This window comes from Polynucleobacter sp. MG-6-Vaara-E2, assembly GCF_018687695.1.
GTDB lineage: Bacteria > Pseudomonadota > Gammaproteobacteria > Burkholderiales > Burkholderiaceae > Polynucleobacter.
On the sequence record NZ_CP061303.1, the window covers coordinates 1,336,745 to 1,350,090 of the forward strand.

Below are 13,346 nucleotides of genomic sequence, written 5' to 3' on the forward strand. Positions count from 1 at the left end.
AGGGCAAAAACAAAGGGTGCAATGTAGACCTTCATTAGAGACCCTTCGCTTAAGCTATTTTCACAATCTTCGATTTAATGGGATGAATCACACTGGGCAAAATAGTGTTGGAATTCATCATTTTTTCAAGCCGCCCCTGCCAAACTAGGCGGTCTCGCACTAAATCCTCTATCGCCAGCTGAGTAAAGCTTGATGCTCCAATAGTCGCATTGCTGTTGTCTTGAGATGGGTTCATTAACATGCCTCCTATTAAGATACGCTGACGTGTTAAGACCATCCTAGACGCTCTTGCGATCTTAATAAAGCTTTTATCATCAACAAAAGCTCTTTTCTCGCTTAGTGAAATTCAAATTGAAGTTATTGATTTGTATAGACTTTATTTTCAGGAACCGGCACGATTTTCCTAGAGGTGTGCCACCTTCACAGAATTACTGCATAAATTCATTCATTTAAGGATTTATTCAAAAGAAAATCTGAAGTAAACGCTTAAACCGACTGATTAGACTAGACTTTTTATTAATTGAGCCTTTTGATATAAGTAAAAGTCACTACAAAAAGCTAACTTATACCCAAACTGTCTGAAGGCTGTATCCGCAATTGTTAACCGATTAATCGGCTCGGATCATTTCCCAGTTACCCTTTAACTTTGCATGAAAAGCATCGTGAAATCGATAAAACTCAATTTCACTAAATCGTCCATCTGCATTTAATAATCTATTAAATAAAGCAGAGATATTCCAAGGCACCCAATCAAAGCCAGGTTTCTCAGTCCACACTCTAGTACCCCTCTCTTGTTTCATGAACTGACTCATAAAACCAATCACTGTGGCAACATCATCCCCATAAGTGACGATTGCACGAAGATATTTAGGCTCATCTAAAAACTTCATCTGAATCACTAAATAGGGGAGCGCAAAAGCTAAGGATTTATGCCTTCGCGTATTGCGAAAGTAAACTTGCTTGGTCACAGACCAAGGCTCGTCAGAAGCACTTAAAGAGAAATCAAATTCCCACGCAGTATTATAAAAAAAGATGCATTGTCGCCCGGCTATCTCATCTATCACCTTTTGTAATGGCGTGGTTTCACGCAATAAACGCAGGTGCTCTAGGGGGTGGAGTTTGCCTTCAAGTTTGGAAGTCGGATCAGTCTTCTCGCTCACTCTTGCCTTTTAAATTGCTCAATCATGAATGACGTCTTATCGCCCATATCCCTACTGATTCGATATACATAATTTTGGTCATAAATAAAAAAATATTTTCTTAAAAAGGGGTCAGCAATGACAATCTTTTTGAAATTATCCTGCCCAAGGTTATTGACCAATGCGGTCATCTTTTGAAAATCAATCGCCGAGTTTGCTGGCAGGGCCTGTTGGGTCTGAATTCTTGTCAGTAGCTCAGCCTTGTTAGTTGACCCCTCATAAAACGCTGGGCAGCACTTGACAACACCCTTGGGCCTTGTGCCAACCCATGTAAATTCATCGGGGCCATACTTCACAGCAGAAGCAGTAATGGATAATTTTTGGGAGTTGCCCTCTGCACCCCACACCCCTAGCCATCGTTCGTTAATGGGGATTGGCTTTGCAGCAAGATCTGCACTTACGGGCTCTGCAACACTGGAAGACCCTGGGTTAGCGCTAGAATTATTGGCAACAGGCTCTGTCACTGTTGGCGCAGGAACATCTTCGGGCGAAGCAACGGTAGTGACAGTGGCAACTGACTTGGTACTGACAGTATTGTGAGAGTTGGCGTAAAACAATCCACCTAGGACAACGGAGTAGAGCAACAGTCCGAATAAAACGGTAACGCGCATGGTGCTTTTGTTCTGAGATGTTGTGGCAACCAAGGTGTTGCCAGAGGGCAAAGAGAAATCGCTTTTGGGACTGACCACAGAGTTCTGTGAGCTAATTTGCTCAGCTGATTTTGAGGGCACGTTTTTAAGCGCAATATCATGGGCTCGATTTTGACCTTCTAGTTCATGGGCAAACGTAAGGGCGCTCTCTAAACTAGCAAATACTGTATTGCGACAAACAAGTTGATTAAGGACTGCATTTCTCTCGATGCCGTACTTGGTCACCAAATATAATTTATAGGCATCATTTTGCAAATCCCTCGGCCCCAAAAATCTTGCGCGAAAAAACCTTGGTGCTGGCAATAAGATTCCCAGCATAAAAAAACAAATTCCAACCATTAGTTTTACTTGGGCAGGATTTTGGAGTTGCGCCATGATCAATACGAGGGTTGCCTCAATATCTGATCCACTGGCTTGGTATTGGGTCTGAGCAGACCCCAAGAGCAACAAAAGACCGCAAAGTATCGCCACCATTTTTAGCGAAATTTTTAAGTAGTGAGCGTACACTGGGTTTTCTAACATCAAAATTCCTTCATCCATTTAGGCTCGAGCACCATAAGACTTAGTCGCAAATAATAAGACTGACCCTAAGTTGCACATTATATTTGGGGACCGAGCATATTGCCGGCCGCAAAATCTCCTATAAGCCCTAGGACATGCGCTTAGGTGGAGTTTGACCCTGCCGATGATCATCGCCCCCATTAGCATTGGCCTCGTCTGCAGGCTTAGCAGGCGCTTCTTCTTTTGGAGCCTCTTTATCTGCTTTTTTGGGAGCTTCTACAACTTCATCAACCCTTACAAAGGTATCGGTTGAGCCAAAATTATCAACCCAATGAAAGACTTCCATAAACTGCTCTTTGGGCATAAATCGCAACGATGAATCGAAGAAACTTTTGTATTCAACATAACTTACCCCCATGGCATTGGGGGTATAGAGACGCTTAACAGCGACGCGATGACCACTTTCATCTTCAAAAATGTCGTTTCTGTAAGGATCTTTGATGTCGGTCATGAGCTTAGCTGGCATCTTTTTTCAAGAAAGAGGGCAAAAAGCCCGCCTTCTTGGTTGGTTCCTCTGTTGCAATAGGCTCACTTAATCCTGCCACAGGCAAGTTATTGGCGATTCCACCATAAAAACCTAAGCTACGTGATCTTTCGCGATAGTTATCAAGGACGCTGACTTTTTTCACAATAGCTCGATTTAAGGAGCTACCATTAATCGACAGGGATGCTCTGACCACACTGCGCTCACTAATTTTTTTAGAGATGTATTTACCAAAAATAGAAAAGTTCTCGGCAACCTTCTGATCTGCACAGACACATAAAAAATCTTCGTAGACATAACTATCAATTTCGGGTGTTCGGTAGACCGGCGGTGTGATGTGACAATTCATCAAAAAGTCTAGGTTGGTAAAAGCTGCATGAGAAGAGTATCCCTCTTCCACCTTGCTTGGAACGACTAAGATAAATTGCTTATTTACCGCCAACTTGGACATGCACTGTTGCGCATACTGCAAGATAAAAATTTCAGTGCTAGCCATTTCAAATTTAGAGCTTGAACTTGGTACTAGCACAATATCAAAATCTAAAATAAATTGTTCTGACATTGCCGGGGTCCAAGTCAAATCACAAATACAAACCTCAACGCCAGCGGAATATTTACGAACACCTGCACGCGCGCTCAGGAGCGCTGCCCCACTACTTTCATAATTGACATTTAAACAGTGAACTTGTACGCCAATGTTAGGTGCTTTTTTGGCCCAGCGGGAAGACGAAGCCTGAGGATCCATATCGATCAACGAGACTTTCATATTTTCTTGCATCGCCAAATAGGCGGCAAGGTTCACCGCAACTGTACTCTTTCCAACCCCACCTTTTTGGTTGGTCACTAAAATTTTGATAGTGCCATTGGAATACATATCAATAATCCTGTAATGACGTAAATACTTGGCTAAGTGCTGTTTGATTACTCATCTGATTCGATAATTTTGGACAGCTGCCCACTCAGACGCGCTCCATGTTCGATGCCAATTTGAGCATAGACAATATCTCCGTGAACATCTGCACCACTGTGCAATTCGACCCTCTCGGTTGCAAGTACATTACCTTCTACACGGCCTGCTACCAACACCCTTACCCCTGAGATATTGCCCTGAACCAATGCTGTTTTGCCTAAGGCAATACAGACGTCTGCACCAGGCTTTGTTTCTATATCTCCTACTACCGTACCATCAATCCTAAGCGACTTTGTTGCCAATAATCTGCCAAAGATTTCTAAATCCGAACCAATAATTGAACCAAAGGTTTCTTTGGACGGATCTAATAGGCGAATTACATGACTCTGTTTCAAAGCAATGTTAGAAGCAGATTAGTTTTTATTAAATGTTCCACTAACCTTGCCGCCTCGTTGAATATGAATATATTTGTAATTGATGTTGCCACTTACATGAGCTAAGGGACCAACATTTAAATCATCACAGTTCACATCACCCTTCACATCACCTTTGATCACCAGACTTTCGGTATTAAGCTCGCCATCAACCTGACCGGTTGAGTCAATCAAAACCGATTTGGCAGTAATGGTGCCACGCACCACTCCAGCAATATTAAGCACACCATCTGAAGTGATGGTGCCTTCAAAAGTAAAACCTTCGCTGATGATGGATGGTTTAGTACTAACTCCCATCCGAGGCAACGCTTCATTACGATTATTTTGCTCTATTGCCTCAGGAATCGTTTCTTCAGAAATATTCGATTCTGAGAAGTTATCGGACTGCTCTTCCATATTTTGCTCTTGGTTATTTTGTGACGAGGGATTTTTTGAGAAGATAGACATCGCTGTGAGTTCTATATGAAAAATTTAATTGATTAAATGTGGGGATTAAGATTGTGCAGCTCACCATGCAGATGACCGCCCTTTTCAATCTCAATCTCAGAATAGTTAATAGAACCACTCACCTTACCGGTGGAGCGAATAATCAAACTACGAGTCGATGAAACATATTCATTAACTTCACCACGAATATCAATTGACTCGCCCGATAACTTGCCGCGTACTACGCCCGTTGACTCAATGAGTACTTGTTTAGCGGTAATTTCGCCCTCAACTGTTCCGGAAATGGAAGCAATATCGGGAACCTCAAAATTTCCCTTCAGGACAACGCCTTCACCTACAAATAGACAACCTTGTTGATTTACTTCAGCCATGCTAAACACTCCTTGGGCGCGTTACTTCTGTTATTAATGGTATTTTTTAACAATTCTATCAGCCAAAATTCGCTTTTCGGGCTTAAATGCACTATATAGGAACAATTAAAATATTTCACGCCCATAATTTACCCTGCACCTATGACAAAACAATGGATTTATATTGGCTTTACGGCTTTTTTATTAAACGCCCTTAGCCCAGCACATGCCAAGTGGGTCTTGATCTCTCAAGATACGGTAGGCAATAGCTACTATTACGAAGACACCAAGATTGTCAAAGACCCCCTAGAGGAGCAAGTAAGCACCTGGCTATTAACGAGTTACACGCAAGCCCTCTTGGCGCCCAATGGCGAGCCGACCCTTTCGGTCATTCAAGATTTATCCTACTATTGCCGCACCGGTTATGAAAGCTACAAACAGTTTTATATTGGCTATTACGCCGGTCCTGGCGGATCTGGCACGAGCCTTGGCGGTGAAAATACGGAGAATTCAGCCTGGGAGCGGGTCATTCCAGAGACCATGAGCTACCTCTTATTTGAGTTTTTTTGTAGGCCTAGCGTTCAAAGTAGTTCACAAGGCGCCAACCCCTAAAGAACCCCGCAGAAGAACCCTACACAAATCCCTAGGGTTTTGCTTCTGGTGTGGCGTTTGGTTTGTTCTCAGGAGGTGCCGAACTTGACCCTGACCCCGACCCTGTCCCTGCCCCAGCCCCTGACGCAGCAGACTCTGAGGCCAATGATCCTGTTGGCTTTGAAAAGTAACTCATCGGATAGGTAGACTCCGCCCCAAAAGGCCCTCGAATCCAAATTTGGTCGTTGTATTTCACATAACAACTGCGGCTCACGCTACCAGCGGCGTTCACGCTGTAGGAAAAATACCAATTGGGCTCAATTCTTCCTGACTCTGAGGTACAAGGATCGGCCGTAATGTACAAAATATCACCGTGCGCTGGCATTTGACCAATCACAGCCGCTTGCGCTAGCCGACTGCCCAATAGCACCCCAAGGCAAAGACTTACTAACAGAATGTGGAGTAAGGGACGTAATAGATTCATGGAATGTTCTTTACATGCAAAAGTAGGATCACTTAAATGAGGTCGCCAAGCGAGGATTTTGTTGGTATTATAGACCACGTTGTGCGCTAAAACCCTTATTTTATTCAAACAAATCAATTACTTATAGAATGTAAATGCAATTATTTTGGGTTTCAGGATCGACTGGCGCGATCAAACAAATCAATATCACCAAAGAAAGTCTTGTGCGCTTAGGAGCCATTGTCAGCTTAACATTTTGCGCTTTGGGGATCTTGATTTTTTACACTGGCATTTCGATTGCATTTGAAGTCAATCCAGAGTTTGCCAAAGAGGTCACTGGCGTAGTGACCCCTGAAGAGCGCCAAAGACTTGACAAGATTTACCGCCAAGAGATTGAGTCCTATCAAGAGCAACTGCAGCAAGCCAGTATCACCTTTAATGAACTCAAAGCTGCCAAAGATCGTTTCTTGGCAATCTCAACTCCGAGCACCGTAAAAGAAAAACTCTCAGACCCCCCGCTTGGTGGCCCCCTTAAACCCGTCAATTTTCAGTTAGATCCCAATAAAACCTTGGCTGATAACTTAGAAGATCTAGCCAACAAATCGACTGAAATTTTAAGCATCGCAACCCAACTTGAGCCTGAATGGCAAAAGCAATACAGCTGGCTGCGAGCGCTACCCATTGGCCCTCCGATTGATGCTAGATTAGGGATGACTAGTAACTTTGGGGTGCGCATTGATCCAATTACCCAGCAACTCGCTCAGCATTCTGGGGTGGACTTTATTACCCCTACAGGGACACCGATTGTGGCCTCAGGTGATGGCACCGTGATTAAAGCCAGCTTTGATCCAGCGTACGGTAACTTTATCGAAATTGCCCACAATGAAGGCTTTGTCTCTAAGTATGCTCACAATAGCAAGCTCTTGGTGAAAGCGGGACAGCAAGTCAAGCGGGGTCAAGTGATTTCAGAATCAGGCTCTACTGGCAGATCTACTGGTCCGCACCTGCACTATGAGATCCATCAAAACAATGCGTATCTAAATCCTGCCAAAGTATTGGTCTACGCGCCACCCTCAAAGTACTGGTAAGCACTTTTAGCACCTAGCTAAAGTAGGCGTGAATTGCCTGGCCCAAGACTTACCTTCATCTTTTAATCATTTATTGAGAATGAAGCTAATGAACAAAAACCTAATACGCGCTGCTGTAATATTTTTGATTTTTTTAGGTTTGGCACTATTGATTGATCAAGGGATCTGCAATAAATGGGTCTACCATGATTATGCCGCTGGCATGGATCGTAAACTTTCCTGTTTTTGGAAATCTTAAGCTCTGACTCAGTTACCACTAAATGATTTGCTGAAATAAAAATGCTCATCTCTGAGATAACTTAGCCACTAAAAGAGCAAGCACACATGACTGTGAAAAATGCCGCTGCAATCTTGGCGCACCTTCAACAAACCCAAGTGGATCTGGGGGTAAAACATGTGCAAAGCCATGATGCCCAAATTGCGCAGGCCATCTTAGATCATCTTTTTAGCTTTGAAGACTTGGTATTTTTAACTGCGCTTGATATGCAAACACTACTGCAAAAGATTTCAGATAAAAGCTTGGTGATGTGTTTAAAAAAAGTAAGTAAACCTTTGGGCATCAAAATTCTTGGTGCCATGACCAAGACTAGGGCTAGAACGATCGGAGAGGATTTACAAAATAGTGAAAAGATTTTAAGTTCTGAGGTCGATAAAGTTCAGTTAGAGGTTTTGAAAGTAGCCTACGCGCTACACCAAACACAAAAAATTACTCTACGCAAATCAGCGATAGAAGAAAAATATCTCTAAATGTGAACAGGCGTTAAAGCACTTTTAAAAACATGTACATCGATTGCGCAACAATCCCAAATCAGAAATACTCGTTTTAGGCGTGCTTCCCGATACCCGCTTCTTCCATCGCCTTCTGATGGGCTTTACGCTGCGCAATTTTTTCAGTCATTTTATCGATCTCATGATTGTGCAATAACACCTCATGCAAACTGCGATAGAGAAACTCTAGACCAATAGCAATAACTAGCAGCACAATAAAAGTAAGCCATTTGTCATGCACTAGACAAATATCAGCCACCGTTAAGGCCACTAAGGCTTTAACGCGGATAAACGTTGTCTCAGGAAAGTGAGGTAAATGCATGCTCATGATTTCTAAATTAAAGCTATTGCCAGGAAGGAAAAAATAACAGAAAACGTTGACGATTTAAAGTCGCGGCGCACAAAAACAGGGCCTTCTAGAGAAACACCCTATTTTTTAGCACCAATACGGTTTACGGCTTTAATTACAGTAGCCATTAGCGTTATTGGCAATGAGGGCTAATATTGATAATCCTTAATATTAGTAGGGTTTTTTAGAGCGCCAAATGTAGTCCAGATGTGCCATCGATTAGACCTATTTCAGTCCAAACGCGCCCACACCCGTAAATACCAATTCTTAGCAGTCTGGCTTCGGACTACTCACTTGTGACAGCTAATTACAAATCGCTATCTTGCAGTACTTTGCTGCCCTGAAGATCAATTAACCTGACTAATCCAGGCTGCAATAAGCCACTTAAATCAAAGGGCAGCCCCCTTTGTGCGCTGATCTGCTGCGCATAATCAGTAATGCTATCTAAGCTTGCCCTTTTAAAGGCTGGTAAGGCAATCACCACTTTATTGCCAGCCCTAGGAACTCGTAAGGTATAGACCTCATGAAAGACTTCCTGATACGTGCGTAGCATGAGTTTATATAGGGGATTGGCACTTGCAGTACTCCACATATTGGTGATGATAGCTCCTGAAGGTTTGAGCGCTCTTTTCATTGCCAACAAAAATTCTTGGGTAGCCAAGTGCTTTGGTATTCCTGCTTCAGTAAAAGCATCTAAAAAAATCAGGTCGTATGGCTTTTGATTCTTTTCAATAAAGGCCCTGCCATCTTGGGCGAAGGTGCGCAAAAATGCATTCTCGGTAAAATTAAAATATTGCTTAGCTAAAGCAATAATTTGTGGATCAATATCTACTACATCGATGTGCGCCCTTGGATAGTGTTTATGTAAAAACATGGGTATCGAGCCACCGCCTAACCCAATTATCAACACGCGATCGACATGCTGGGTAAACGCCAAACCGATCATGGCTGACCTAGCATAGGGTAAGCCTAACTCATTCAGATCACCGGGTTTAACAATGCTTTGCCGTGGTCCATTTTCTCCAAAGCGCAGTGTCCGAACACCATCTCGATCTTGCGTAACTTGCGTGAAGCCGCCCAGAGTTTGACCTTCGTATAACAGACTTTCTTTTGCTATGACGGGCTCTAAGCCAACTGCAATGAACTTAGAAAAGGCAGTCTTGATTTTGGTGAGCATCGCTAAGCGGAGATTACTCTAGTGTCTAAATGCATTTTTAAATATCGGATCTTAAGAATATAAAATCACTAGCAATACAGTTGAAACATTCGACAATCTATTGAATGTTAGGTGGTTTTTAGGCGTATAAGGTATTAAATCGAGTTTTCACAAAATCGGTTGATACATCTGGTAGTGCCGCTATTTGGTAAGCAGACAACATTCTTGCTCTAGTTGAACCAAGACCATTCACTTGGCCAAGAGTCATTCCTGCTATTGCACTGGTTGTAATCGCAGCAAACTCTTCATTAGTGAATGTATTAACATCTGCACTGGGAAGGCTAGCAAGCTGCGTTGCACTGAGCATCGCAATTTGCTCTCGATTAAGCGCTCCTGCATTGGCAGTAGAGAGAGCGCCGAGTTGCGTGGTCGTTAAACCGGAAATAGCCGTTGTCGCAATCGCACCCATCGCCTCAGGTGTAAGTCCATTTAATGCATCGTTGTTTAGAGCGCCAATTTGGGACGAGCTAAGCTTGGCAACCTGTTCAGGAGTCAATGCTGTCGCATTTGCAGCAGAGAGAGCTCCGAGTTGTCCAGTAGTTAAACCAGAAATAGCAAATGGATCAATCGCGGTCATTGCCTCTGTAGTTAGTAGATTTAGGGCAGTGGTGGTTAACTGGGCAATTTGGCTAGCTGACATTGCACTGACACTACGAGCTTCTATGTTCGGAGCTTGTGTATCTGTCACACCATGCATTGCAGCTGCTGTAATGGCTGACCCTGACTCTTGTATCAAAGTATTTAAGGCTGTGGAGCTTAGTTGGCCAATTTGAGTAGCGCTAAGCTGGGCAACTTGGCTATCCGTTAAGGCCTCAGTATGGGTAGTCAACAATGTTCCAAGTTGCGTACCCGTTAATCCCGTAATAGCCGAACTGGAAATCGCAGCCACCGCATCTGGATTTAAGGAAGATAAATTGGTTAATTGAGCAATTTGACTTGAAGTCAGAGATCCTACTTGCGCACTAGTTAGTTCAACTGTATTGGTAGTAGAGAGCGCATTAAGTTGTGCAGTCGTTAAACCGGTAATAGCCGAGGTTGAAATCGACGGTAGAGCCGTTGGGCTCAGGGCATTTAGGGCTGTAGTCGATAAGCCACCTACTTGGGTGGAGTTCAGCGTAGCTACCTGCTCAGGAGTCAATGCTGTGGCATTAGCAGAAGAGAGGACTCCCAGTTGTCCAGTCGTTAAACCCGAAATAGCCGAGGTGGAGATCGCTGCCATTGCATTGGGAGCAAGTCCATTTAATGCAGTGGTAGAGAAGGCGCCAATTTGAGTTGAGTTTAGTGCAGCTATTTGAGTGCCGACCAAGGCCCCAGCTTTACCTGAAGTCAGGTTGGTTGCTTGAGTAGTGGTAAGGCCCGTGATAGCGCTGGGGGTAATCGCTGCGATTGCTCCATCAGATAGACTATTTAATGTGCCATAGGGCAGAGCGCCAATTTGGGTGTAGTTCAGCGCCCCCACTTGATTTGCAGTCAAAGCTCCTGCATTAGTCGTAGATAGACCAGCCAACTGCGTAGTGCTCAATCCTCTCATGGCGTCTACCGGAATACTCGCAATCGCGTTAGTACTCATCGCATTGAGATCGGCGAAAGGTAATTTACTAATTTGCACATAGTTTAATTTAGCCGCTTGATTGACAGTAAAGACTGTCGCTTTAGCGGTTGTTAAATTGGTGAGCTGGCTAGTATTTAAGCCTTGGATTGCATTTGGATCAATCGCAGCAAAGGCGGTGGTGGTTAAGGCATTGACATCTGCGCTATTCATAGCATTAATTTGCTGATATGAGAGTGCGGCAACATTGGCGTCAGATAATCCGGTTGCCTGTGCGGTAGTCAAATGACCCATGGCACTTAAGGAAATGGCCGCGATATCTGAAGGACTAAAGGAATTTAATCCAGTAGGAGTGAGGGCGGCAATTTGGGTCGAGTTAAGCTGAGCTACTTGAGCGCTCACAAGAGCGCCAGCATTGGTATCGGATAAGGCCGCCATTTGACCGGTAGTCAAACCACGAACAGCCGTTGTTGAAATCGCTGCCATGGCTGCGGTACTCAACGCATTTAAAGCATCAGTGTTCAAAGCACCAATTTGGGTGGAGTTTAGCTGGGCCACTTGATTGGCAGTAAAGACCGTAGCTTTAGCGGTTGTTAAGCCAGTCATCTGCGCGGTATTTAAACCTTGGATTGCGCTTGGCTCAATCGCAGCGAAGGCGGTGGTAGTTAACGCATTCAGATTAGTGCTAGTAAAGGCATTGAGTTGCCGAGCAGACAGTGAGGCGGCATTTGCGGCAGACATACTGGTTGCTTGTGTAGAACTCATGCCAGCGATTGCATTTAAGGAAATGGCGGCTATCGCATCATCTCCTAGTGAACTTATATTGACCAAGGCAGCCACTTGAGCTGAGCTGAGCTGAGCTACTTGGGGGCCTGTTAAGGCAGCGGCATTGGCAGTCGATAATGCAGTTAGCTGGTCTGTACTTAAGCCGCGGATAGCATTTGTCGAAATTGCTGATATTGCTGCTGGAGTCAGGCCGTTTAAGGCCGTGGTCGATAAGCCGCCAATTTGAACTGCGTTGAGCTGGGCAAGTTGGTCAGCAGTTAAGGCTCCTGCATTGGTAGCGGACAAACTACCCAATTGCGTGGTGGTCAATCCCTTGATTGCTCCCGTCGGAATGCTCGCAATCGCATTTGTTGTCATCGCATTCAGATCACCGACAGACAATTGACTTACTTGCGTGGCGTTTAATTTAGCAGCTTGCGCTGTTGTAAGGGCCGTAGCATTCGTCGTCACTAAACTATTGAGATGAGTGGCATTAAAACCCTGTACTGCGTTTGGATTAATTCCCGCAAAAGCAGTGGCTGTTAAGCCGTTAATACCGGCGCTGGTCATGGCATTAATTTGTCGATAAGATAGCGCTGCCATATTGGTAGAAGATATTCCAGCTGCTTGTGTACCTGTAATACCTGCCATCGCTTTTGTTTGAATCGCTGCAAAGTCAGCAGCATTAAAAGCGTTTAATGCGGTGGGAGTCAAGGCTCCAATTTGCGCGGAGTTTAACTGAGCCACTTGAGCGCTGGTTAAGGCGCCGGCATTGGTATCGGATAAAGCAGTCATTTGCGCGGTCGTTAAACCACGAATAGCGGTAGTTGAAATGGCAGCGATTGCCGTGGGAGTTAACCCATTTAAAGCAGCGGTAGATAGGGAGCCAATTTGAACTGCGTTGAGCTGGGCGACTTGTGAGGCCGTCATTGCACCAGCATTAGTAGCCAATAAACCGGCTAATTGAGTAGTGGTAAATCCTCTAGCAGCAGTTTTAGTAATGGCCGCCATTGCGCCGGTGCTCAGGGCATTAATATCGGCTGCTGATAATTTCCCAATTTGCGCAGAGTTTAATTTTGAAATTTGGGTGGTTGTAAAAGCACCTGCATTAGCGGTCGATAAACCTGTCAGTTGACTGGTAGTCATGCCCGTTACTGAAAAAGGATCAATCCCAGCAAAAGCATCTGTGGCTAAGGCATTCATGCTCGCGCTAGTAAAGGCGTGAATTTGGATCGCCTTGAAAGGGGCGATCTGAGCCGAGCTGATCTGAGCAGCCTGGTCGGTAGTTAGCTGCGCAATCTCCAACGTACTGCGCTTGGAGACGTGACTGCTATCCCATAAGTTAACTCCGTTAGAAGTTATTGATAAAGTCACTGTATGCCTAAAAATATAGTTCTATTGAACTTATAACGGCTAAATCAAGGGTTTTATTTACCCCCTCAATGACTAAAAAGCTGCAAATTTGATACAAAAAACGTGATTTGAGCCATATGATGACCAAAAGACATGGATGGGGAGTCAC

The 13,346-nt window shown here is 44.2% G+C and carries 15 protein-coding genes; 3 read left to right on the plus strand and 12 right to left on the minus strand.

What is annotated here, in order from left to right; genetic code table 11:
* Positions 1–49: 49 nt before the first annotated feature.
* The 8 genes from ICV38_RS06885 to ICV38_RS06920 all read right to left on the minus strand — a co-directional run bounded on the left by ICV38_RS06885 (position 50) and on the right by ICV38_RS06920 (position 5,056).
* A complete protein-coding gene (locus ICV38_RS06885; protein WP_215378623.1) occupies positions 50–235 on the minus strand; it encodes a hypothetical protein in 186 nt (61 codons plus the stop codon).
* Between the two features lie 373 nt (positions 236–608).
* Complete coding sequence (locus ICV38_RS06890) at positions 609–1,160, minus strand: hypothetical protein (protein ID WP_215378624.1); 552 nt, start codon at positions 1,158–1,160, stop codon at positions 609–611.
* Positions 1,157–2,371, minus strand: a complete 1,215-nt coding sequence (locus ICV38_RS06895; RefSeq protein WP_215378626.1) for a hypothetical protein — start codon at positions 2,369–2,371, stop codon at positions 1,157–1,159. The genes ICV38_RS06890 and ICV38_RS06895 overlap by 4 nt, the downstream gene beginning before the upstream one ends.
* 127 nt (positions 2,372–2,498) lie before the next feature.
* Entirely contained in the window at positions 2,499–2,876 is a 378-nt protein-coding gene (locus tag ICV38_RS06900; protein WP_215378628.1) for a hypothetical protein, read from the minus strand.
* Positions 2,866–3,768, minus strand: a complete 903-nt coding sequence (locus ICV38_RS06905; RefSeq protein ID WP_215378630.1) for a ParA family protein — start codon at positions 3,766–3,768, stop codon at positions 2,866–2,868. Before ICV38_RS06905 ends, ICV38_RS06900 begins: the two co-directional genes overlap by 11 nt.
* Positions 3,769–3,815: 47 nt before the next feature.
* A complete protein-coding gene (locus ICV38_RS06910) occupies positions 3,816–4,199 on the minus strand; it encodes a polymer-forming cytoskeletal protein (RefSeq protein ID WP_215378632.1) in 384 nt (127 codons plus the stop codon).
* A gap of 18 nt (positions 4,200–4,217) precedes the next feature.
* Positions 4,218–4,685: a polymer-forming cytoskeletal protein gene (locus ICV38_RS06915; protein WP_215378634.1), complete on the minus strand. Its 468-nt coding sequence runs from the start codon at positions 4,683–4,685 to the stop codon at positions 4,218–4,220.
* 32 nt (positions 4,686–4,717) lie between these two features.
* Complete coding sequence (locus ICV38_RS06920; protein ID WP_215378636.1) at positions 4,718–5,056, minus strand: polymer-forming cytoskeletal protein; 339 nt, start codon at positions 5,054–5,056, stop codon at positions 4,718–4,720.
* A gap of 141 nt (positions 5,057–5,197) precedes the next feature.
* Between ICV38_RS06920 and ICV38_RS06925 the strand changes: the two genes are divergently transcribed.
* On the plus strand, positions 5,198–5,647 hold the full coding sequence (locus tag ICV38_RS06925; RefSeq protein WP_215378638.1) for a surface-adhesin E family protein: 450 nt from the start codon (positions 5,198–5,200) through the stop codon (positions 5,645–5,647).
* Between the two features lie 31 nt (positions 5,648–5,678).
* Here ICV38_RS06925 and ICV38_RS06930 read toward each other — a convergent pair whose 3' ends face one another.
* Positions 5,679–6,110, minus strand: a complete 432-nt coding sequence (locus ICV38_RS06930; protein WP_215378639.1) for a hypothetical protein — start codon at positions 6,108–6,110, stop codon at positions 5,679–5,681.
* Positions 6,111–6,244: 134 nt separating this feature from the next.
* On the opposite strand from ICV38_RS06930, the gene ICV38_RS06935 reads away from it, so the two are divergent.
* Together ICV38_RS06935 and ICV38_RS06940 are read left to right on the plus strand one after the other, a co-directional pair.
* Positions 6,245–7,177: a M23 family metallopeptidase gene (locus ICV38_RS06935; RefSeq protein ID WP_215378641.1), complete on the plus strand. Its 933-nt coding sequence runs from the start codon at positions 6,245–6,247 to the stop codon at positions 7,175–7,177.
* A gap of 324 nt (positions 7,178–7,501) precedes the next feature.
* The gene (locus ICV38_RS06940; RefSeq protein ID WP_215378643.1) at positions 7,502–7,924 is read left to right on the plus strand and encodes a FliG C-terminal domain-containing protein; all 423 of its coding nucleotides are present in this window, start codon (positions 7,502–7,504) and stop codon (positions 7,922–7,924) included.
* 76 nt (positions 7,925–8,000) lie between these two features.
* Here ICV38_RS06940 and ICV38_RS06945 read toward each other — a convergent pair whose 3' ends face one another.
* The 3 genes from ICV38_RS06945 to ICV38_RS06955 all read right to left on the minus strand — a co-directional run bounded on the left by ICV38_RS06945 (position 8,001) and on the right by ICV38_RS06955 (position 13,198).
* Positions 8,001–8,273: a hypothetical protein gene (locus ICV38_RS06945; RefSeq protein ID WP_215378645.1), complete on the minus strand. Its 273-nt coding sequence runs from the start codon at positions 8,271–8,273 to the stop codon at positions 8,001–8,003.
* A 328-nt stretch (positions 8,274–8,601) separates the two neighbouring features.
* Positions 8,602–9,471, minus strand: a complete 870-nt coding sequence (locus ICV38_RS06950; protein WP_215378647.1) for a spermidine synthase — start codon at positions 9,469–9,471, stop codon at positions 8,602–8,604.
* Between the two features lie 118 nt (positions 9,472–9,589).
* Complete coding sequence (locus tag ICV38_RS06955) at positions 9,590–13,198, minus strand: hypothetical protein (protein ID WP_215378649.1); 3,609 nt, start codon at positions 13,196–13,198, stop codon at positions 9,590–9,592.
* Positions 13,199–13,346 lie beyond the last annotated feature (148 nt).